This is a genomic window from Microcystis sp. LE18-22.4A (genome assembly GCF_027531105.1).
GTDB lineage: Bacteria > Cyanobacteriota > Cyanobacteriia > Cyanobacteriales > Microcystaceae > Microcystis > Microcystis aeruginosa.
In genome coordinates this window covers 1-22,407 of sequence record NZ_JAPZRB010000502.1, presented here as the reverse complement: position 1 = coordinate 22,407, position 22,407 = coordinate 1, and the positions used below count along the sequence as shown (strand labels likewise).

The 22,407-nt window shown below is 44.2% G+C and carries 20 protein-coding genes and 1 pseudogene; 14 read left to right on the top strand and 7 right to left on the bottom strand.

All coding sequences use genetic code 11. The annotated features are described in order from the left end of the window. Positions 1-103 (bottom strand): annotated as a pseudogene (locus O9295_RS27965) (Uma2 family endonuclease); the annotation flags it as partial. Between the two features lie 208 nt (positions 104-311). On the opposite strand from O9295_RS27965, the gene O9295_RS21700 reads away from it, so the two are divergent. Beyond that, entirely contained in the window at positions 312-1,595 is a 1,284-nt protein-coding gene (locus O9295_RS21700; RefSeq protein ID WP_288035285.1) for a TldD/PmbA family protein, read from the top strand. A 353-nt stretch (positions 1,596-1,948) separates the two neighbouring features. Here O9295_RS21700 and O9295_RS21695 read toward each other — a convergent pair whose 3' ends face one another. After that, a complete protein-coding gene (locus O9295_RS21695) occupies positions 1,949-3,631 on the bottom strand; it encodes a hypothetical protein (RefSeq protein WP_288035283.1) in 1,683 nt (560 codons plus the stop codon). A gap of 216 nt (positions 3,632-3,847) precedes the next feature. Here O9295_RS21695 and bchD point away from each other — a divergent pair, with 216 nt between their 5' ends. From bchD to ispD, 6 genes are all read left to right on the top strand, one after another. Then, positions 3,848-5,845 carry a magnesium chelatase ATPase subunit D gene (gene bchD, locus O9295_RS21690; protein WP_288035281.1) on the top strand — a complete coding sequence of 666 codons (1,998 nt, stop codon included), beginning with the start codon at positions 3,848-3,850 and terminating at the stop codon, positions 5,843-5,845. 263 nt (positions 5,846-6,108) lie between these two features. Next, positions 6,109-6,612, top strand: coding sequence for a hypothetical protein (locus tag O9295_RS21685; protein ID WP_002761255.1), 504 nt, complete (start codon positions 6,109-6,111; stop codon positions 6,610-6,612). A gap of 10 nt (positions 6,613-6,622) precedes the next feature. Further along, entirely contained in the window at positions 6,623-7,513 is an 891-nt protein-coding gene (locus O9295_RS21680) for a hypothetical protein (RefSeq protein WP_052278128.1), read from the top strand. Between the two features lie 186 nt (positions 7,514-7,699). Beyond that, positions 7,700-8,377 (top strand): hypothetical protein, encoded by a 678-nt coding sequence (locus tag O9295_RS21675; protein ID WP_288035279.1) that lies wholly within the window; start codon positions 7,700-7,702, stop codon positions 8,375-8,377. A gap of 235 nt (positions 8,378-8,612) precedes the next feature. Further along, positions 8,613-9,011, top strand: a complete 399-nt coding sequence (locus O9295_RS21670; protein ID WP_052278126.1) for a DUF1824 family protein — start codon at positions 8,613-8,615, stop codon at positions 9,009-9,011. A gap of 143 nt (positions 9,012-9,154) precedes the next feature. Beyond that, positions 9,155-9,835 carry a 2-C-methyl-D-erythritol 4-phosphate cytidylyltransferase gene (gene ispD, locus O9295_RS21665; RefSeq protein ID WP_052278125.1) on the top strand — a complete coding sequence of 227 codons (681 nt, stop codon included), beginning with the start codon at positions 9,155-9,157 and terminating at the stop codon, positions 9,833-9,835. On the opposite strand, the gene O9295_RS21660 is transcribed toward ispD, so the two are convergent. Further along, positions 9,830-10,447 (bottom strand): serine O-acetyltransferase, encoded by a 618-nt coding sequence (locus O9295_RS21660; protein WP_052278124.1) that lies wholly within the window; start codon positions 10,445-10,447, stop codon positions 9,830-9,832. The two genes, ispD and O9295_RS21660, sit on opposite strands and share 6 nt — an antisense overlap. Positions 10,448-10,551: 104 nt before the next feature. Between O9295_RS21660 and O9295_RS21655 the strand changes: the two genes are divergently transcribed. Next, entirely contained in the window at positions 10,552-11,502 is a 951-nt protein-coding gene (locus O9295_RS21655; RefSeq protein ID WP_052278123.1) for a glycosyltransferase family 2 protein, read from the top strand. A 111-nt stretch (positions 11,503-11,613) separates the two neighbouring features. On the opposite strand, the gene O9295_RS21650 is transcribed toward O9295_RS21655, so the two are convergent. Further along, the gene (locus O9295_RS21650; RefSeq protein ID WP_288035276.1) at positions 11,614-11,787 is read right to left on the bottom strand and encodes a type II toxin-antitoxin system HicB family antitoxin; all 174 of its coding nucleotides are present in this window, start codon (positions 11,785-11,787) and stop codon (positions 11,614-11,616) included. A gap of 187 nt (positions 11,788-11,974) precedes the next feature. On the opposite strand from O9295_RS21650, the gene menB reads away from it, so the two are divergent. Together menB and rbp are read left to right on the top strand one after the other, a co-directional pair. After that, the gene (menB, locus tag O9295_RS21645) at positions 11,975-12,808 is read left to right on the top strand and encodes a 1,4-dihydroxy-2-naphthoyl-CoA synthase (protein WP_012267160.1); all 834 of its coding nucleotides are present in this window, start codon (positions 11,975-11,977) and stop codon (positions 12,806-12,808) included. 240 nt (positions 12,809-13,048) lie between these two features. Beyond that, positions 13,049-13,351: an RNA-binding regulator gene (gene rbp, locus O9295_RS21640; RefSeq protein WP_288035274.1), complete on the top strand. Its 303-nt coding sequence runs from the start codon at positions 13,049-13,051 to the stop codon at positions 13,349-13,351. A 57-nt stretch (positions 13,352-13,408) separates the two neighbouring features. Here rbp and O9295_RS21635 read toward each other — a convergent pair whose 3' ends face one another. Next, positions 13,409-14,026, bottom strand: coding sequence for a DedA family protein (locus tag O9295_RS21635; protein WP_147071293.1), 618 nt, complete (start codon positions 14,024-14,026; stop codon positions 13,409-13,411). A 69-nt stretch (positions 14,027-14,095) separates the two neighbouring features. On the opposite strand from O9295_RS21635, the gene O9295_RS21630 reads away from it, so the two are divergent. From O9295_RS21630 to O9295_RS21620, 3 genes are all read left to right on the top strand, one after another. After that, positions 14,096-14,635 (top strand): pentapeptide repeat-containing protein, encoded by a 540-nt coding sequence (locus tag O9295_RS21630; protein WP_288035273.1) that lies wholly within the window; start codon positions 14,096-14,098, stop codon positions 14,633-14,635. Positions 14,636-15,077: 442 nt separating this feature from the next. Then, a complete protein-coding gene (locus O9295_RS21625; RefSeq protein WP_288035270.1) occupies positions 15,078-16,694 on the top strand; it encodes an ABC transporter substrate-binding protein in 1,617 nt (538 codons plus the stop codon). Between the two features lie 141 nt (positions 16,695-16,835). Continuing rightward, a complete protein-coding gene (locus tag O9295_RS21620) occupies positions 16,836-17,618 on the top strand; it encodes an endonuclease/exonuclease/phosphatase family protein (RefSeq protein ID WP_288035267.1) in 783 nt (260 codons plus the stop codon). Positions 17,619-17,943: 325 nt separating this feature from the next. Here the strand turns inward: O9295_RS21620 and pyrR are convergent, their stop codons facing one another. After that, positions 17,944-18,477, bottom strand: coding sequence for a bifunctional pyr operon transcriptional regulator/uracil phosphoribosyltransferase PyrR (gene pyrR / locus O9295_RS21615; RefSeq protein WP_288035246.1), 534 nt, complete (start codon positions 18,475-18,477; stop codon positions 17,944-17,946). A 142-nt stretch (positions 18,478-18,619) separates the two neighbouring features. Between pyrR and O9295_RS21610 the strand changes: the two genes are divergently transcribed. Then, on the top strand, positions 18,620-20,017 hold the full coding sequence (locus O9295_RS21610; RefSeq protein ID WP_288035243.1) for an amidase: 1,398 nt from the start codon (positions 18,620-18,622) through the stop codon (positions 20,015-20,017). Here O9295_RS21610 and O9295_RS21605 read toward each other — a convergent pair. Beyond that, positions 20,010-21,884, bottom strand: coding sequence for an ABC transporter ATP-binding protein (locus O9295_RS21605; protein ID WP_288035240.1), 1,875 nt, complete (start codon positions 21,882-21,884; stop codon positions 20,010-20,012). The two genes, O9295_RS21610 and O9295_RS21605, sit on opposite strands and share 8 nt — an antisense overlap. Between the last annotated feature and the right edge of the window lie 523 nt (positions 21,885-22,407).

Here is a 22,407-nt window from a genome sequence, read left to right as displayed (position 1 = left end):
AAATTAAGTCTGTGGGGGGTGGGGGGGGTTCCCAGAAGTCCTCGAAATCTTCTTCTATCAGTGCCGGAGAGGTGGCAGTTTCGTCGCTTTTGGCAATCGTCATTTTTTCGGCCTCTCTAGGTGGGAGTATCCATGTTTTTGACTCTTGATCGATTCTATGATAACTTCATTACCAACTTGATCATCTTTGCTCAAAAATATTGATGAATAAGCAAAAATTTTTTAACTCGCCGCAGTCTTATTAGCAGCGTTTGCGCCGAAGTGCCGGGGCTTGAGATAATCAGATAGCTATTATCTCAAAAACTATCACCATGACGATCGATCCGCAACAACTCATCGAACTAGCTCTCAAATCGGGAGCGGTGGCAGCCGAAGTTTATCAATCTTCCTCCCTTTCCCATCCCGTTTTTTTTGAGGCTAATCGTCTCAAACAGCTAGAAAGTTCCGAATCTGTGGGAACTGCCTTAAGATTATGGCGCGAGGGTTGTCCGGGGTTAGCGGTGGGTTATGGTGATGTAGAACCGGAAATTTTAGTAGAAACGGCGTTAAATTTATCCTATCTCAATGCCCCGGAAGAAATCGAATTTTCGGCACCACGACAGGCAATCTATGACCCGATTGGGCAAGATGTGGCGGTAGAATCTTTAATCGAGATGGGTAATCAAATGATTGGCCATATTCGCCAAGTTTACCCTGAGGTTATTTGTAGTGGTGAATGGGAATGTGAACGGGAAATCACCCGTTTGGTTAATTCCCAGGGTTTATATTGTCAATATACCGATACAGCTTTGAGTTATTATCTGGGGATTGAATGGGTACGGGGGGAGGATTTTCTGGCGGTTTATGATGGGGAATATACTCGCAGTATTCCTCATCCCGAAACGGTAATTAAACAGTTATTGCAGCGACTACAATGGGCAGCCAATAATGTGGATAGTCCCACGGGGAAATTACCAATTTTATTGACGGCTAATGCAGTTACCCTGTTATGGGGTACGGTGGCGATGGCTTTAAATGGGAAACAGATCTTAGAAAAGTCCTCGCCCTGGAGTGATAAAATCGGTCAATTGGTGATGTCAGAAAAGTTGACTTTATCCCAACAACCAGACCGAGAACCCTATAGTTGTCCCTTTGATGATGAGGGAACTCCTACCAAATTTTTATCTTTAATTGAGGGAGGTAGAGTTAAGGAATTCTATAGCGATCTTACCACGGCCAGATTGTTAAAAACTACTCCGACGGGAAACGGTTTTCGTCCCGGTTTAGGGGTTTATCCCATGCCGGATTTAGTTAATTTAATCGTGGCACCGGGAGAGGGAACTTTAGAGGATTTAATCTCGCAAATAGATGAGGGCCTAGTTATCGACCAAATTTTAGGTCATGGGGCCGATATTTCGGGCGATTTTTCTGTCAATATCGATCTGGGTTATCGCATAGAAAAGGGCAAAATCACCGGACGAGTTAAAGATACAATGGTGACGGGAAATGTTTATACGGCTTTGCAGAATTTAATCGCTTTGGGGGCCGATAATCAATGGAATGGTTCCTGTTATACTCCCTCGCTAATTGTTGATAGTTTATCGGTGGTGGGGTAAAAATGTGGCGTTGTCAAATTGAAAGATGCTCCTAATCAGATGGGAACTGAAATTACTATGTGTAGGGCTAATTCATGAATTAGCCCTACAATAGGCGTTGTAAAATTGAAAGATGCTCCGAATCAGCACCGGAACTGAAATTATTCTGATCTGACAACGCCTAATTTTTTGGGGCTTTATTTGACCTGAAAAGAAGGAGTTCGCAGGCAGGCACGGATTCCCATTCTATAAGAAATTATCTGTCAAGTCGCGGGGTTTTGTCAAGCTTTTTGGGAAAAAAAATTAACCGACACTCAAGGGGAGAAAATTATCGGCAGAAATATTATTTAATCCCCCCTTTGAGTCGGTATTTTTTAGCCCGGGATTAACGCTTTAGTTGCCGAGGCACCAAGGCGATTTAATTGCCGATTAATTTGCCATCCGACGAGGGTTAAACCCAACCACTGACTGAAAATTGCCAAAGCGAAAGAGGGAAATGTAGCGTATTTAGTAGCGGCAATGGGAAGAAGAGTAAAAAACCATAACAGAGGAGATTGACTGGGATTAACTCCCAAGACAGCGAAACAGAGGAAGGGGAAAATAATCAAAATGCCGATGCTAGTGGCTGCCAGCAAAGCGCGTTTATTTGTGCTGGCTAACATCAATAATTGGGCGATAGCGGCATAGACTAAAATCATGTTCATTGCCAAGAGAAACCCGGCTGCAGTGGCTAGTTTATATTGATGGAGAGGGGCGATAAAAATAGCGGGAAGGATGAATAAAATGGCAATGGCGACGTTAACAGCCATGGCTAGGGTAGAAGGGCTTTTTTCGCCAAAGATTACAGCTTTCCCCAGACTAATGCCCGTTTTTCCTTGCAGATGACGATAGCGCGCCCAATCTTGGAGAGTTTGACGGGGGGGAGTGAGGGCAAAAAGGATTAACAAGCCAAAAATTGCCACAAAAACGCTAAGAATCACAAAATTATCGAAAATATAGCTCGGTTCCAGAGTTTGGAAGACAAAACCCAGGCTAATGGCACTAAAACAGCCCATCATCCAGTAACTTTGGGGTTTACTAACAAGAGTAGCGAGGGGATTATGGAAGCGACGCTGGAGAATTCTGGTTAAACCGTAGGTGCAGAGGGAAAAATTCAGCAAAATTAAGCTAATACCCATTATAACCGATTGCCAGAGAGATTGACCGTACCAACGCAGCCCGAAGATTTGTGAGATTCCTAGATAGCGTACCGCATCGGGGGGGAGAAAGGTAGATTTAACTAGATAGGGGAGGACAAAACTAGGATTAAAGAGAATTAACCAATCAAAGGGGGTACGGGAACCACCATAGCCCGATAAAGTAACAATAGTGCTATAAAACACAAAGAATAAGACTGTAGCACTGCCTAACCAGGGTTGAAATCCCCCTAACCATGGCGTGGCTAAAGCGAAACTAAGGGCGGCATGATAGAAAAAGGCACAACTAGCGATCAGAACCGCGTAGAAGGCTAAAATTAACGACAAGGGAATACCTGCTAATAAACCGGCTCCCAAGTGAAAGGGTAAAGCGAGAAGACAGACGAGATAGAGGAGAATGGGAACCCCGAAAATTTTGCCGATAAAAATCGTTCTGGCGGGTTGGGGACTCAGACGGATAAAATTAAGTGTACCCCGGCGCTCTTCCCCAGAAAGATCGGCGATTAATTGATAGGTTCCCACCACTAAAAGAGCGAAAATGCCGGTAATGCTCAGAAAAGTGAAGATATCCAACCACCATAACCGGGAGATAATCATCCATTCACCATTTAGGTCTTGGATACAGTATTTAAGCCCACTATAGGGATAATAATCGTTGTTATTGGGGGGATTAGCGGTACAGTAACGACTAAATCCCTCCCCTACCGGCAAGAGATTTTGATAGTATAAATAAACTAATAATTGACCAACTAGGGAGATGACCGAGGCGATCGAGATATTTTTCGGGGTTAATCTTCCTTGCCATTCTCGCATAATTTGCGGGTTGGTTTCCGTAAGGCGATCGATTATTGTCGCTATCATATTTTTGTCCTCTCTACAGCCGTTATCAGGAGCTAATCCTAGATTAACCCGGCAACTTCTCGATCGGTTCGGGGGGGAAGAAATCCATCGAGATGCAGTTAAAATACCGGGGAAGGGAATCAAAAAAATTTTACTTGCGGGTCGAAGAAAAGGGAAAAGTGCCAGACCAGTGAGCTTCTGTTTTACACTAGAATTTGGCCGCCTGAATCTAGATCTATGCCCACTCTGACCCTCAATTTTCCCCTAACTGCCGTTGTCGGCCAAGAAGCGATTAAATTAGCCCTACTCTTAGCCGCCGTGGATCCCGCCCTGGGGGGTGTGGTAATTGCCGGTCGTCGGGGAACCGCCAAATCAGTCATGGCGCGAGCGATACATTCCTTACTGCCACCGATCGAAATTATCGCAGGTAATGTCTTTAATTGTGATCCCAATAATGCCGACGAATGGGACGATCGCACTAAAGAAGAATATAGCAGTGGAGAGGTCGCCACGGAAGTTATCCGGGCCCCTTTCGTGCAGATTCCCCTAGGAGTCACCGAGGATCGTTTATTGGGTTCCGTCGATGTGGAAGAATCGGTGAAACAGGGGGAACCAGTCTTTCAACCCGGTTTATTAGCCAGCGCCCATCGGGGAATTCTCTACATCGATGAAATTAATCTACTTGATGACCAAATTGCTAACCAATTACTCACAGTTTTAAGCGAAGGACGTAACCAAATCGAACGGGAAGGCATCAGTTTTCAACATCCCTGTAAACCAATCCTGATCGCTACTTATAACCCAGAAGAAGGGGATTTACGACCCCATTTATTAGATAGAATTGCCATTGCTCTTTCCGCCGATGGTGTCCTTAGTTTAGACCAACGAGTCACCGCCGTCAATCAGGCGATCGAGTATGCTGTTTCTCCCACCGCTTTTATCGCCCAATATGCCCAAGAAATCGATGATCTAAAAACCGAAATTATTCTGGCGAGGGAATGGTTAAAAGAGGTAAAAATTAAACCCGAACAAATTAGTTATCTAGTGGAGGAAGCGGTGCGCGGTAGGGTAGAAGGTCATCGCGCCGAGATTTTTGCCGTGAGAGTAGCCAAGGCGGCCGCCGCTTTAGAAGGTCGGGATTTAGTCAGTGCCGATGACTTAAAAAGAGCCGTCGAATTAGTCATTGTACCTCGATCGCTGATTACGCCACCACCTCCGGAACAGGAACAACAGCCACCGCCACCACCGCCCCCACCGGAACCGCCCCAAGACGAAAACCAGCAGGAACAGGAAGAAAAAGAGGAGGAGAAAGAGGAGGAAAAAGAACCGGAACAGCCGGATAATCTGCCGGAAGAATTTGTTTTCGACCCGGAAGGGGTTTTACTGGATCCCAGTGTGTTGTATTTTGCCCAGATGGCCCAGCGTCAGGGGAAATCGGGGGCGCGTAACCTGATTTTCTCGGAAGATAGGGGACGTTATATTAAGCCGATGTTACCCCGGGGCAAGGTGAAAAGAGTCGCCGTCGATGCCACTCTCCGGGCGGCCGCCCCCTATCAAAAAGCCCGTCGCTTGAGGAATCCCGAACGTCATGTGATTATAGAAGAAGGGGATCTGCGCTCAAAACGGCTGGCCCGCAAGGCCGGTTCTTTAATTGTCTTTGTGGTCGATGCCTCCGGTTCCATGGCCCTGAATCGGATGCAGTCGGCTAAAGGTGCGGTCATGCGTCTGTTAACGGAAGCTTACGAAAATCGCGACCAGATTGCCCTGATTCCTTTCCGGGGTGAGCGAGCAGATGTACTATTGCCACCGACCAAATCGATTACCCTAGCGAAAAAACGTCTAGAAACCCTGCCCTGTGGTGGCGGTTCCCCCTTAGCCCACGGTTTAACCCAAGCGGTTCATGTGGGGATGAATGCTCGTTTATCGGGGGATATCGGTCAAGTGGTGATTGTGGCGATTACCGACGGTAGAAGTAATATTCCTTTGGCGAAATCTTTAGGCGAACCGATTCCGGAGGGGGAAAAACCCGATATTAAGGCAGAACTGCTCGATATTGCCGCTAAAATTCGCTCTTTAGGCATTAAACTGCTGGTTATCGATACGGAGAAAAAATTCGTCTCCACTGGTTTTGCCAAAGAATTAGCCCTAAAAGCCGGGGGTAAATATTATCATCTACCCCGGGCCACGGAACAAGCGATCGCATCTATGGCCCGGGGGGCAATTGCAGGACTGTAGCTGGGGTTTGCCGAAAAAGGTTTTCCTGGGGGCAGGGTGTGGGGTGTGGGGTGTAGGGTGTAGGGAAGGAAACCTCTTTCATCTGTGGGGGTGAAAATTTTTTCATCGGGACTGCCTCCTGCCTTCGTTATTGACTCGAATTTTGCTGATTTTCTGTTTTTTTTCGGTCTGGTGTGAGAGAATCTAGAAAAACTTAACAATAATCAGCAATAAGCGAGAGATATACTACAAACAAACATTAGTAAGTTTTAATTAAGATAACTATGAACTTTCGATTTGGCAAAATCTTGATAGCAGGGGTATTGGCGGTACTTTTGCTAGTAACTTCCTGTGCTAAAGCTCCCTCACAATTTGACCAAGCGCAACAAGAAAGTACCGCTCGCGGGGCGGCGGCAGTGGTGAAAGAATCCACCTCTGGCGGCAGTTTTAATCGGTTTTTCCCGCCTTCTGGGGGAGGATACGAGCGCGTCTATACCCAGGAGAAAAAAGGCTTTGCTGAGGCAAAACTGAAGCAAGATGGCAAAGTTCTGGCTATGTTAGCCATATCTGACATCAGCAATAATCCCGCGGCGGCCAATAAATTCCAAGACAGTCAAACCACAATTAAAGGTTTTCCCTCTGTGGAACAGGGTGCAACCGCCAGCGCCGTTTTAGTCAATAATCGCTATCAAGTCAAGGTTTTATCGCGGGAGCCAGATTTTTCTTCCAGCGATCGCCAAGCTTGGTTAGCTAAGTTCGATTTAGATGGTCTAGCAAAGTTAAAGTAAGGAGACATCCGTGAGTAAGCCAATTTTTGAACTGGTGGACGAATTACCGACGAATAATCTCACCGTCAAAGTTCTCAAAACCCTTGATTATGTCGTGCCGGGACAGTGGGATAACCTAGTCGGGTTTAAAAATACGATTATCAAAGTCACCGGCGAAACCGACGAAAGCATGATCCAACAGATTGGCGATCGAGCCGTTTGGTTGTTTAATGATAAATCCCAGGGCTATCAACGGGCGCTCTGGCTCTACCAAACCATCGACAGCGCCGATAATGCCCTAGCCGCCGCCTCTCTTGCTAATGCCGTCGGTGGTAAAATTCCCCTCATGGGCGGTTTAATCGAAAAATTAACCCCTGCCCCCGAAAAAGCGCAAACCATCGATCTAACCTTGAAATTAGTGACCGAATTAGTCGCTTTTTGTCAAATCAATGGCATTCCGGGCGATAGTATCGATGATTTCGTCGCTTCTCTGGGAGATTATAGCGGCGAATCCCTGATGCGGATGGCGGCGTTAGTTTGTTTGGATGGTTTAATTCCCCTGGGGGGCAGTTTTATCCGCAAAGTGGAATCGGGCCTCAGCATTCTCACCCCGGAAGAATTAGAATCTAACTCCACTTTCGGCAGTATTAAAGAATTGATTCCGGGGGGAAATACTGCCAGAAAATTAGACTTTATCGGTCAAAGTTTCGACTCCACTAAAGGTTGGATGAGTAGTTTTGTCAGCCAGCGCAGTTTGAGCCAGCAGGGATTATTGAGCAAAATTCAGGGATTTATCGACTTTTCTGCCGATAAATTGGTATATGTTGGGGCATTCCTCGATATGACCACCAATTACTATGAACATACCGGTATTCAAACCCTGGCTCGTCGTTTAATCGAAAGAGCCGTGGCGGAAATTTAAGTGGCACCGGGGGCAGGGATGGACAGACCGATACCAAATCGGTTTTTAATAGCATGATTAAGTCCCAATTCAACTTTAAAAACCCAGTTATGGATGGTTTCCCCCTGCTCCGGCACTCACCCACTTTCCTATACCTTTTCCACAGGGTTTAGTATTATAATATCCCCTCCTTAGCCCCTCAAGGTCATGAATCAGGCACAACTTATCCATGCCGCTAAACTCCAGCATCCAGCCGCTATTATTGCTCTACTTAACCAAAGTCTCTTAACCAGAAAAATAGAGGTTATTGAAGCCACCCCACAAGAAAATGCCCTGACTCTAAAAGTTCAATCCAAAAATATACCTAATCAACACAAGTTATTACCTTTTTTGTCGGCAGAAATCAAAAGCTTGGGCATCGATGGATTAGAACAAGTGATCGTTTACGGTATGACCCAGGAATCCGATATCCCCGCTTGGCAAGAATCGATAACCCTGAGTCAAGATGATTTAATCGTCAATCTTGTCACCAAATTAAACTCTTTGCCGATAATAACCGCAGAAATCGCCGAAAATGACCCGGAAGATGCCCCAGAAGCTTTGGAAGACTCTGAAACAACTGAAGAAAAAGCCCTAGAGAAACCAGAGGAGTTCCCTGAAGCTGCTGAGGATATTGTGGCCACTGGTGAGCGATTTTCCCTATCTCATCGGAGACACTCCCCTTTTCCCCTCAGTATAATTTTGCCTTACCTAGCGATCGGTTTTGGTGCTGGAATTATTATAGGTGCTTACTTTGGCTATCAAAACGGAGTGAGTTATACTAAATCCGTTGAGCATAGGCTACATATCAGGACAGGCACTAATGCAATAGGCAATGGGCAATAGGGGGAATAAATAATCATTCTTTAATAACCGGATTTAGTGTGAAATGCCCGCACAACCCAGAGCGTTCCAACAACCCCGATAAATTTTCCTGTCCCCAACCTGATATGATAAGACCAATGCAAAATTTTCCTATCTCTAAACCCCAATGATTTAGGGCTTTTTTCTTGGGAATTTGTCGGTAAGGACAGCAGCAACAGTTGATTTTTTATCTTTAGCCCCACATATCTAACCGCTCATGTCTATGGAAGAAGCCTTGAAACTCCTAAAAGAATATGGATGTATTCAACTAAAAATTGCCCAATCCCCCGAAGAAGAAGAAGCTCTAAGACAGGCAATTTTATTAGTTAACCAAGGTTCGGAATCAATTAATTTAGGTATCTGTGCCGATAACAATGAAGAGGGATTTAAAGCCCTGAAAAGTTATCTACAAGCCCTGGGATACCCCTTACCTAATAGTCTCCCAGAAGACCACCCAGAACAGGGAGCGGTGTATATTAAATACAATACCCAAAGACAAGCTTCCTATCTCGATTCCTATACGGGAACCTATCGCGGTGTCCTGGTTTCTTGTCAGTCAGAAAATGATCAATTAGTCGGTACTTATGGTCACTTTCCCCTCGATTTATTCTCTTAAGAGGCATAGTTTTTGGGTTATTTAAGCGATTAACCATCAGCCGGACAGTGATTACTGTTTACAAATAAGAGGCAAAAAGCTCCCCACTCCTGTCCACTGAATTCTCTTTCCTGACTCTTGTTAACTTTTTACCTGAAAAAAATATGTATTTGTTAATTCCAGCAGCGGGAATGGGTAAACGGATGGGCAGCGATCGCAATAAGTTACTGCTCACCCTGCACGGAAAACCTCTCCTGGCTTGGACTTTGCTGGCTGCCATGGAATCGAGGGCAATTATCTGGATTGGCATCATGGCACAACCGGAAGACTTTGAGGAGATCCGAACAATTATCACCCCTATAAATGCCCTTAAACCCGTGCAAATCATCCAAGGAGGTGAAACCAGACAAAAATCGGTTTACAATGGCTTACAAGCCCTACCAGAGGGGGCTGAGACGGTTTTAATTCACGATGGGGCGCGCTGTTTAGCCACTCCCGAATTATTCGATCGCTGTGCCGCCGCTTTAGCCACTTGTCAGGGTTTCATTGCGGCGATTCCGGTGAAAGATACGATTAAAATTGTCGATAGCAAGGGCTGGATTGAGGATACACCGGATCGCTCGCAGTTGTGGGCGGCCCAAACGCCCCAGGGTTTTCAGGTAAAATTATTAAAAGAATGTCATGAACAGGGGCGAAAATTAGATTGGGAAGTCACCGACGATGCCGCCTTATTAGAAAAATGTGGTTTTCCCGTCAAAATTGTCGTCGGTGAAGAAACTAACTTAAAAATTACTACCCCCGGAGATCTGGCAATTGCCGAATATATTTTAAGTCAACGTTTATAATTTTTCATCTACTGTAACGCCGTCCCGTTTAATAATACGAGCGGGAATACCCACCACCACACAATTAGGTGGAACATCTTTGACTACCACTGAATTTGCGCCCACGGTGACATTATCGCCGATGGTAATGTTTCCCAAGACTTTAGCACCGGCGGTAATCCTGACATTATTGCCAATTTTGGGGCGACCGCTTTTATCTTTATAGCCAATTGTTACCTGTTGATTAATCCAACAGTTATCGCCCAAATCCGCCATAACAATCGTACTAAAACCGTGTTGAATAAATAATCCTTTGCCAATCGAACAGGAAGAATCTAGAAATAAATAGGAACTTTCTCGATAGAAAAACCTAAGAATATACATAAAAAAACGGCTGAATGAACCACCTTGAAAAAGACGACAATAATATAAATTTCTAAATTCTTTTGCCTCCAGACACAGAGCTAACAATTGTAACCAATCTGCTCTTTTTTCCCGGCCTAATAACTCTACCCAACGCCGCACATCACCTAAGATAAGTTCTCGATTGTTAGCTACCTGAAAAGCAATGATTAAGGGTGAGAGCCAAAGAATACCCACATAGAAAAATAATTTTCGGAAGAAACTTTTCATCGTTGGTCTAAAATAATTGACGATAGACTTGCTTTTTGTTGCTATTGATTATAGTAGTATTGTAGCGAATAGTTCAACCGTCCCCCGTTTATTGGACTCCAACGATGTCAACTACCTTGCAGTTCTTTCCCGAAGTATCCGTGATCGTGCCAATTTATAACGGAGAGAAAGATCTACCCCCTCTCATTGATTGTTTAGCCAAACAGACCTATCCCCGTCAATTAGTTGAATATATTTTAGTTGATAATAATAGTAGCGATCGCACGGCAGAATTATTAGGAAAGGCAGCAGAAGAACAGCGGGGACTGAACCTGATCATTTTAAGCGAAAATCAGATACAAAGCTCCTACGCTGCTCGCAACAAAGGGATCAAAAGCGCTCGTTATCCTTTTCTGGCCTTTACCGATGCCGATTGTCGTCCCGCACCGCAATGGTTGACAGAATTGATCCAACCCTTTAGTGATCCTAACATCGGTCTGGTAGTGGGTGAAATTGCTGCCTTAACTGGTTCCACTTGCTTGGAAAAGTATGCAGAACGTCGTAACTTTATGTCACCAAAATTTCTTTTAGAACATTCTTTTTGTCCCTACGGTCAAACTGCTAACCTCGCTATTCGTCGAGAAGCTTTTCAAAAAGTTGGTTTATTTCGTCCTTATTTAACTACCGGTGGTGATGCCGATATCTGTTGGCGTATTCAACAACAAACCGACTGGCAATTAACCTACGCACCAGAGGCAATTATTTACCATCGTCATCGTTCTACCTTAGAAGACTTAAGAAGTCAATTAAAACGTTATGGGCGCTCGAATCGCTATCTTCACGAATTGTATGGTGTCGAATTGATGCGACCTTTAACCAATCAAGAGTTATTTTTTACTCTCGGTCGTTGGTTATTAAAAGAGCTACCAAAAAATACTCTCAAGTTACTGTTTGGTAAAGCAGATTTAGTAGATTTATTGGCTACTCCCCTCGATTTAATTGGGTTTCAGTCCCGCAGCCAAGGACAAGCCACGGCTAAACTACCCGAAAAAGCTAAAGAAATCGAATGGCTTTAATTCAGTTATCAGTTATCAGTTATCAGTTATCAGATGTGAGTTTTCAGTGATCAGTGATCAGTTATCGGTTATCAGATGTAAGTTTTCAGTTCACTGATTACTGATTACTGTTTACTGTTTACTGATTAAGGTTTCCTCTATGGTTTCTCCCTGAGTGAAACATCCCGGAAGATCCTTAATTTCTGATACATATCCCCCGTGATCATCAGGATAAATTGTTATTGGATATTTTAACCCCAAATAAAACTCTAATGATTCAAGCTTAGTTTTATTACTTGTACTCATATTTTTACCTCTTTAAAGTTAACAAATAGGAGCAATATATTTTGAGTAAATACCCAGAAAACATCAAGAAGGGAATCAGCTTTAAACCTTTTCGGTCAACTATCCATTCCCCTATTCTGGCGCTCCAGGCTTCAAAGTGGGGGACAAAATAGGGTAAGGTAAAAAAGCTGTGCCGATAACCGAGACTATGACCGTTGAATGGCAATCCGTCAAAACCTACGAGGATATTCTTTACCATAAATGGGGGGGAATCGCCAAAATCACTATAAATCGCCCCCATAAGCGTAATGCCTTCCGTCCAAAAACAGTTTTTGAGCTTTACGACGCTTTCTGTGATGCTCGCGAGGATGCCCGCATTGGGGTAGTATTGCTCACGGGTGCAGGTCCCCACAGCGATGGCAAATATGCTTTTTGTTCCGGCGGCGATCAGACGGTGCGCGGTCAGGCGGGTTATATTGGCGATGATGGCGTACCCCGGCTCAATGTGCTGGATTTACAGAAATTAATTCGCTCCATCCCCAAGGTAGTTATCGCGCTGGTGGCAGGTTATGCGGTCGGGGGCGGTCATGTTTTGCACTTGGTTTGTGATTTAACCTTAGCGGCGGATAACGCCATTTTCGGCCAGACCGGTCCAAAAGTGGGCAGTTTTGACGGCGGTTTTGGCTCTAGTTATCTGGCCCGGGTGGTCGGTCAGAAAAAGGCTCGCGAGATTTGGTTTCTCTGTCGGCAGTATAACGCCCAACAAGCTTTAGAAATGGGTTTGGTTAACCATGTCGTCCCGGTGGAGGAATTAGAGCAGGAAGGGATTAAATGGTCCTTAGAAATTCTCGAAAAAAGTCCCTTGGCGATTCGCTGCCTAAAATCGGCTTTTAATGCTGATTGTGATGGTCAAGCGGGTTTACAGGAGTTAGCGGGCAATGCCACTTTACTCTACTATATGACCGCCGAAGGAGCCGAAGGTAAACAGGCTTTCCTCGAAAAACGTCCCCCCGATTTTAGTCAATATCCTTGGCTACCCTAATCAGTTATCGGTGAACAGTAATCAGTGAAAGGAAAGCAGAAAACCGCCTTGTAATACTGCTCACTTAATACTCCCTACTCCTACTGATCACCGATCACTGATCAGCTATGCTAGTTTAGAGAGAGTAGTTAGGTTCGGTAGCAGCATTGGTTTCAAACAGAAGTGGTTTTTCCCTGATGGCCTTGACTGGGTTGTGTCCGATCTCCTTCTCGAAATGGCTGTGATATTGGGAGACAATCCATGACGATTTACGTTGGTAATCTGGTTTATGACGTCACGACAGATGACTTGAAAGAGGTATTCGCTGAATACGGCACAGTTAGTCGCGTTTACTTGCCCGTAGATCGGGAAACGGGTAAAATGCGCGGTTTTGGTTTTGTGGAAATGTCCTCCGATGAGGAAGAAGCAAAAGCGATCGAAACTCTTGACGGGGCCGAATGGATGGGACGACAGATGAAAGTCAACAAAGCTCGTCCCAAAGAAGATAATTTTGGTGGTGGTGGCGGCGGTGATCGCAAAAACTTCGGTCGCCGCGAACGTTAAAGAGATTCTTTTAAAATTCCCGAAGCGGTTATTTCTGATAACCGCTTTCTTCTGGACTTAAACCGACGTTTTCCGTGACTCAAGGATGGGGTGGATAATTGTCCAGGCCAGGACGATAATTAAAGCCAAGATACCAAAACGAGCCATAGAACTGACTAACTGGTGCAAGGGGAACAAACGGCCTAAAAAGAAGGATAATGTCACCATAATCGTCGCCCACACCGTTGCTCCACCGAGATTACAGAGGAAAAAGCGACCGTAGGGCATTCGGGCAATTCCCGCCATGGGACCTGCAAAGATTCTTAACAGGGCCACGAAGCGACCGAAAAAGACCGCCCGGGGTGCATTTTTACTAAATTGTTCCTTGGCTAATTCTAGTTTTTGAGGCGGAATCCGAAAGAATTTGCCAACTTTTAACAAAAACGGCCAACCCCCAGCGCGACCGAGCCAATAGCCAAAATTATCGCCTAAAACTGCTCCTGTAATTGCGCTGACTAAAACTAACCAATAGTTCAAATCACCGCTACCGGCAAGGAAGCCGCCCACAATGGTGATGGTTTCCCCGGGGATGGGAATCCCGGTATTTTCGAGGGTGATGCCGACAAATACTGCCCAGTATCCGTATTGGTGGGCGATTTCTTCAATATTTTCTAGGGATAATAGCTCTAGGGACATGGAGCGCTTTCTTAACAAAGGTTTACGAATATTCTAAGATATTTTTACAGGATTTAACCGTGGCTGAACATGACTTTTCCCAGTATTGATTTATTAGCAATTCGTCAGGGTCAGATAAAAGATTTAGCGGGCATGAATTTGGCAGGGGCTGATTTAGCGGGGGCCGACCTAGCAGGGGCGAATTTACGGGCAAATTTACGCGGTGCTGACTTGACAGGGGCAAATTTAAGGGGAGCAGATTTTCGTAATGCCGATTTACGCGGGGCAATTCTCCTCGATGCGATCGTCGCTGGGGCAAGTTTGGCCGGCGCTTTTTTAGCCGGGGCGGTTTTTAATCATCTAGATTTGTCCGGGGCAGATTTTCGCGGCGTCGATGGCCGGGGAGTGAGTTTTGTCGGGGCGATTTTAACCCAAGCGGATTTTACTAGCGCTAATCTTTCTGGGGCAGATCTATCGGCCACCGATTTAGAGGAAGCAATTTTTTTTGGGGCGATTTTACGGGGAACAAATTTTACTGATGCCAATCTTCTTTGTGCTAGTTTAGCCTCGGCAGTAACCACGGGGGCAATTTTCGATCGAGCTTGTTTAGAAGGGACAGGATTAACCTAAGTAGGTAGTCGTTAAAAGTTATCAGACACCCCCCTTATCAAGGGGGGACTAAGGGGGGATCGGCACCCCCCTTATCAAGGGGGGCAGGGGGGATCAGAGGCAAAATCTATCTTCAATTTAATTATAACTACTTACTTAAATGGCTGATAGATAAAAGAAGATGAGTTTCTAATCGGTTGCTATCTACCTCCATGGCTCCAGCTATTCTGAACCATTTAACACTTTTTCGTCCCTGGCTCTTCTTCTTGGCCAAATTGATCAAGTTTTTGCCATTCTCGACCGGAAAATTTAATTTAATTGTCCGGGTAATCAGTCCAGTTATTGAAGAATTTTTACTAACCAATTAAGCAATCAACCTAGTTCCTTAAGGGAACCTAGTAGAAAAGATTATACTCAAAAATGATAGGATTGATTGATACCTAGCTGCCGTTAATCGCCATCGATGAGACCTTTACGCCAACTTTACCGCTATTTAAGTTTATTTTGCCTCTGTCTTCTTCTGACCGTGGGCTGTCAGTCCACTAATTCCAATTTACCACAACGAGATAGCGATCGCCTGATGATCGGGACAACCCTAAAACCACGCTCGATCGATCCTGCCGATAGTTATGAGTTAGCAGGACTTTTTATTATTTATAATCTCGGTGAAACTCTCTACACCTACGCGGAAGGAACCACTAATTTAAAGCCTCTCCTGGCCAGGGAATTACCCAAAATTAGCCCCGATGGTTTGACCTATACTATCCCAGTACGTCGAGGAGTTATTTTTCATGATGGCACGGTTTTTAACGCAGAGGCGATGAAGTTTTCCCTAGAAAGATTTATCAAAAATGGTGGTGAACCTTCCTTTCTTCTCCGGGATACAATTGATAAAATCACTGCTACCAAAGAAGACGAAATTACTATTAAACTAACCAGACCTTTTGCCGCCTTTCCCGCTCTTTTAGCTTACCCCGGAGCCTGTGCAGTTTCACCCAAATTTTATCAAATTGGCGAGGGTAAATTTAAACCTGAAGAATTTATCGGCACGGGACATTATCGATTAAAAGCAGTTACCAGCGATTCTTTTAGTTTAGAAGCCTTCGATCGCTATTGGGGAGAACCGGCCAAAAATAAGGGAGTTAATGTTCAAATTTATCTCTCGAATCCTGCCAATTTATTCAACGGTTTTCAGACGGGTGCGGTGGATATTGCCTATCAATCTTTACTCCCTCCTCAAGTGAGAAAATTACGCACAGAAGCGGCGCAGGGAAAATGGCAAGCCATCGAATCTTCTGGGGCAGCAATTAACTTTATGAGCGTCAATCTCAAAAGTGAACCCACCAACAATATTTTAGTGCGACAAGCCATTGCTTCTCTAGTCGATCGAGATTTACTTAATGAGCGCATTTTACAAGGTCAAGGCATCCCTCTTTTTAGTCTCATTCCTACTACTTTTTCCGAGTCACAACCGGTGTTTAAAGAGCGCTATGGCAACCATAATATAGAGCAAGCTAAACAATTACTAAAAGCCGCTGGTTATAGTCCAGAAAAACCCGCAATTGTAGAAGTTTGGCACTCCTCGGGATCGATTACTTCCAGCAGCGTGGCGGCAGTGATGAAAGCCCTATCAAAACGGGATTTAGATAATAGGATTCAATTTGAACCCAATAGTATCCTAGGAGCGGCCTTTTTCCGTAATATTAGCCAGGGACTTTATACCACTGCCCTATCTAATTGGTATCCGGATTTTTTGGATGCAGATAACTATATTTATCCCTTTTTAGATTGTGCTAAAGGTTCCCCAGAAACTGGCTGCGAAGAAGGAGGATCGCAAAGTCAAGGCTCATTTTTTTATAGTCAAGAAATGAATCAATTAATCGCACAATCCCGTCGGGAAAGTAACCCAGCCAAAAGAAAGCAAATCTTTGGCAAAATTCAAGAAATTCTCGCCGATGAAGTTCCCTATATTCCCCTTTGGCAAACCAAGGAATACGCTTTTGCTCGCCATGGCATCACGGGGGTTATCATCAATCCCAGTCAGACTTTTCCCTTTTGGACAATTGCCAAAAAATCCTGATAATTAATTATTAGGAATCAGCCTTGAATCAGTTATCAGTTATCAGTTATCAGTTATCAGATGTGAGTTTTCAGTTCACTGATTACTGTTTACTGTTCACTGACAAAACTCTCTATTTCCTTCCCCATTCTCCATTTTCCTATGAAACTAACAGCAATGTCCTTTAATATTCGCTACGATAAACCCGATCCCGATGAGCGTAATTGGCGAGTAAGAAGGGAAGCAGTAGCGGCTTTAATTGCTCACTATTCTCCTGATATAATTGGTACCCAGGAAGCTCGCGCTAATCAACTATTGGATCTACACCGTTTATTGCCAAAATACCAAAGTTTAGGACGCGATCGCAGAGGGACAGGATTAGATGAACATTGTGCGATTTTATATCAACCAAGTCGGTTAAAATGTTTAGAAATATACGAATTTTGGCTATCAGAAACTCCCGATATTATTGGCAGTATCACTGAAGCTTGGGGTAATCCTTATCCCCGCATGGTAACGGGGGCTAAATTTGGCACTCTTGAGGGGCAAACTTTGCAGTTTTATAATACCCATCTCGATTACTATAGTGACAAAGCTAAGGACTTAGGGGCTAAGTGCATACAGGAGCATTTTTGTCAACTAGATTTAACAGAAGATTACCTATTTTTAACGGGGGATTTTAATGTTAATTCTCAGCAATTACCCCGTCAGATTTTAACTCAACCTCTCCGGCAAGAAATTAAATTAAAGGACGCTTTAGCAGATTTGGAATTAGCAGAACAAATGAGCTTTAATAATTACACCGATACCCCTTATTTAGCCATCGATACAATTTATTATGATAGCCGTTTACAGTTAGATTGGGCCAAAGTCGATCCTTCCCGTTGGTTGAATCTGATTCCTTCCGATCATTATCCCGTAATTGCTGCTTTTACCTTGCCCTAAAAATAGATGATTTTTTTATTTAGCAAATATATAGATGGTAAAAGCTTCAGCAGACTTTGGTGATTCGGTGGTTAAATTTGTTCGGTGTTTTAAACAGGAAAAAACCTCAAGAAGTGATATTTTTGTGGCTATTAAGTAGCTGGTTATAATTAAATTAAAAATGGATTTTAGGTTCGATCCCCCCTGCCCCCCTTGATAAGGTAGGGTTGATTCATGAATCAACCCTACCATTGATAAGGGGGGTGTCTGATAATTTTTAACGCCTACCTAATTATCGATGCAACTCTGTTTATTTTCCTCCGGGGATTAGTTAGCAATCCTCTGTTTATTTGACTAATTCCACCCCATCTTTGCCGTCAATCTCTTGTAGATAAACTTTTACCTGTTCCTCGGCTGCGGTGGGGAGTTTTTTGCCCGTAAAATCTGGGTGAATTGGTAATTCCCGATGACCACGATCAACGAGTACTAATAAGCGGATTTTTTGCGGTCTGCCATACTCAATAATAGCATTGAAAGCGGCGCGGATTGTGCGACCTTTATAGATAACATCATCGACTAAAATCACGGTTTTTCCCGTGACATCTAGGGGCATTTTGGTTTTAGCAGGAGTGCGGGTTTTAATGCGATCGAGATCGTCGCGATAGAAGGTAATATCGATCGCTCCCACGGGAACTTTTACCCCTTCTAAGCTCTCAATTTGACTAGCAATTAAATTAGCTAAAGGCACTCCTCGCGTGTAGATACCGATCAAAATCAAGTTATTTAAATCGCCACTTTTTTCGATAACTTCCGAAGCCAAACGGGTAATAGTGCGACGAATTTCGTCAGCCGAGAGAATTTCAATTAACTGTGGGGTCATAATTTTCCAAGACAAGGGGGGATAGGGGATAGGGAAATTTTGACGGAAATGGACTTTTTTTTTCTTTTTCTTTTTCTTTTAAAACCATCTTGCCACTAACGAATATAATTATTTTCACTTACCTATTTTAACTCGATCGCTCATGAGTGATGAATTATTGCAAAAATCCGCCCTAGAATTAGCCCAACTGATTCGCACTAAACAAATCTCCCCCCTAGAATTAACCCATTTATACCTCGACAGAATCGAGAAATTTGACTGTCAAATTGGTAGTTTTGTCCATGTCGCCAGGGAAAGCGCCCTAGCAACCGCGAGCGCCCAAACGGAACAATTAAGTCAAATCGCCGCTACTGCCGAATTACCGCCTTTTTTTGGAGTTCCCACCGCCATTAAAGACTTAAATGCCGTCGCTGGAATGCCGGTTAGTTACGGAGTCGCCGCTTTACAGGGAAATATTGCCCAATACGACGAAGGAATCGTCACCAGAATGAAAATGGCGGGTTTTATCCTTCTGGGCAAAACTGCCACTTCCCAGTTAGGGTCCTTTCCCTACACCGAAAATCCGGGTTTTTTGCCGACTCGTAACCCCTTCAACCGCGATTATACCGCAGGAGGTTCCAGTGGTGGCGCGGCGGCGGCGGTAGCGGCGGGTTTCTGCCCGATTGCCCAGGGTTCCGACGGTGGCGGTTCCATTCGTACTCCGGCGGGTTGTTGCGGTTTGGTGGGGATAAAACCCAGTCGTGGGCGCGTTTCCTATGCCCCGGTGGGGGAATTTCAAAGCGGTATCGCCACTAACGGCACTCTTTCTAAGACGGTGGCAGATGGGGCGGCGCTGCTTACCGTGATTTCGGGCTATACGACGGGCGATCCCTACTGGCTACCCGATCCGCCCTTTTCTTTCCTAGAAGCCACTCAAAGAGCCGTAAAACCCCTGAGAATCGCTTTTGCTACTTCCATATCCCCCTTCGGCGAGGCGGCTTCCGTCTATAAAAATGCTGTCCTCGACACGGCTAAAATTTTAGAGGGTATGGGGCATCATTTAACGGAGTATTCTCCCGATTTACAGGCGTTAATCGCTCCTTTTCGCCGTATTTGGCAAGCGGGTACGGCGGCGACGGGAATTCCCAGGGAGTTATTAAGTCCCCTTAACCAATGGTTATTGGACAATTCTGGCAGCGCGGGGGAATACCTGCAAGCGGTGCGGCAGATGCACGTTATTTCGCGGCAAATTGTGGCGATGTTTGATAATTTTGATGTCTTACTTTTGCCCATTTTCCTACATCAACCCCCCGGAATTGGTGAGTGGGAGAATTTACCACCGCAAGAAGCGGTTGATAGGATGATTGCTTGGATTGCTCCTTCTCCGATTGCTAATGCGAGTGGTTTACCTGCGATTGCTTTACCCACAGGAGTGGATAGTCAGGGTTTACCCGTGGGAATTCAGTTAGTGGGCAAACCTGCTGATGAAATCACTTTGTTAGGTTTATCGGCACAATTAGAGGCAGCTAATCCTTTAGGTTTGATGGCTAATTTTAACTAGCGATACTTTCGGTAAATTGGGGAATGGAAGCGATAAGTTTACGGGTGTAATCACTTTGGGGAGAGTTAATAATTTGGTTAGCTGTACCCATTTCCTCAATTTTACCTTTATTCATCACCATAATCCGATCGCTCATAAATCTGACGACACTTAAATCGTGGGAAATAAAGATATAAGTGAGATTAAATTCCTGCTGTAATTCTTTGAGTAAATTTAAGACTCCCGCTTGCACGGAAACATCTAAAGCAGAGACAGATTCATCACAGATAATAAACTGAGGATTTAAGGCTAAAGCGCGAGCAATACACACCCTTTGTCGTTGTCCTCCCGATAATTGATGGGGATAGCGATCAAACCAATTAGGATCAAGTTTAACTCGTTCTAATAAATATTCTACTCGTTGCCGTCGCTTTTGGGAATTGCCGCCGGTATGATGAATAACCATCGGTTCTAAAATTGCTTTACCGATGGATAAACGGGGATTCAGGGAGTTGTAGGGATTCTGAAAAACTATCTGTAATTCCCGTCGCAGTAGTCTTAATTTTGGATCGCTGGGGTTTAATTTAGCGAGATTTTCTCCTCGGAAATAGATATCTCCAGAAGTGGCAGGAATTAAGCGCAGAATTGTCCTTGCTAAGGTAGATTTTCCGCAGCCCGATTCACCGACTAAACCCAGGGTTTCCCCCCGTTTAACGGCAAAACTGACCTGATCTACGGCATTAAAAAAGGTCTTTACTTGCCCGAAAACTCCCTTAACTGGAAATCTAACCGATAAATTTTCTACCGATAAAATATTCTCGTGATGTTGTAAACCTTCAATTCTGCTTTCTTCCTCCTGGAGAGTAATAAATTTAACTGCCGGTGGAGTAATTTCCTGTAAGTCAATAATCTTACCTTGAGAGTCATTTTCCACTCGTAAAAAATCGCTGACGGTGGGCAATTTTTCTGGACGAGAGTTTAAGCGAGGACGACAGGCAAGTAAACCTTTTGTGTAGGGATGTTGGGGATAATTTAATACTTCTTCTTTTGTTCCCTGTTCGACAATTTCTCCTTGATACATTACGACAATTTGATCGGCAATTTCGTTAATAACTCCTAAATCGTGGGAGATAAAAACCATTGACATTTCTCGATCGCTTTTACACAAATCTCTTAATAATCTTAATATTTCTGCTTGGACAGTCACATCTAAAGCGGTGGTTGGTTCATCGGCAATTAATAGGGTAGGATTACAAGAAATCGCCATGGCAATCATTACCCTTTGTAATTGTCCCCCCGATAATTCGTGAGGATAACGCTTGAGAATTGCCTCTTTTTGTTCCTGAATATAAGTTCTAATTTTTTCTCTGACATGACCCTTATTTTCTAAGGGAAAAGTTTCTATATACTGCTCCTCCAACTGTTCATCACTGGGTAATAAACGCACTTCTTGCAGTAGAGATATTGCTTGATTTTTTGCCTGTTCAGTGGTGACTTTTTGATGCAGTAAAATTGCTTCGGTGAGTTGAAACTCGATGTTATAAACTGGATTAAGAGAACTCATTGGTTCTTGGAAAATCATCGCCATTTCTCCCCCGCGATAATAACGCAATTCTTCCGGGGGAATAGATAATAAATCTACTGCTTGCATTGACTGACCTTTTGCCGGACGAAAGCAAATTTCTCCCCCGGTAATTTTTCCAGGAGAAGGAACCAATCCCATGAGTGCGAGGGAGGTGACAGATTTTCCTGAACCCGACTCCCCCACACAACCGAGAACTTGACCTTTCTGCAAGCTAAAACTAATGTTATTAACGGCGACTGTTGTTCTTTTCTGATTAGAAAATTCAACGGTGAGATGGTGAACGTCGAGAACTTTGTTATCCATGGGTCTTTAAACAGAAAGACAGATTCGATTTACTTATAAATATAGCTTTTTCTGTTCCCAGTAGCTGGGTGCAATTAATTCGTAGATAGCTGGCGACATCTCGCTTGCAAGGGAGAATTTTGCCAGCATTAAGAAGATTTTCGTCTCTCAGCGATCGCCATTTACCAGAGACTTGTCAGACTAAATCCTGTTTAGACCGATAATTGAGAATAGTTATACCAAATCCGGTTATTAAAAACTGATTATCTATTGCTCCTATTGCCTATTGCCTGTCCTGATATGTAGGGTTTGCTGAATAAATCTAAAAACCTTGTTGGGTAAAACTTTTAGACCTTTTGGCCATCAAAAAGTAATGGATCTGGGAGTGATCGGGGGAAAAATTCCTGGACTTTTTCCCTGAAAATTAGGTAATTGACCCCCTCAAAATCGGTAAAACCCTACACCCCACACCCCACACCCTACACCCTGCCCCCAGGAAAAACTTTTTGCCGCAAACCCTATGTAGCCTATACTCAACGGATTT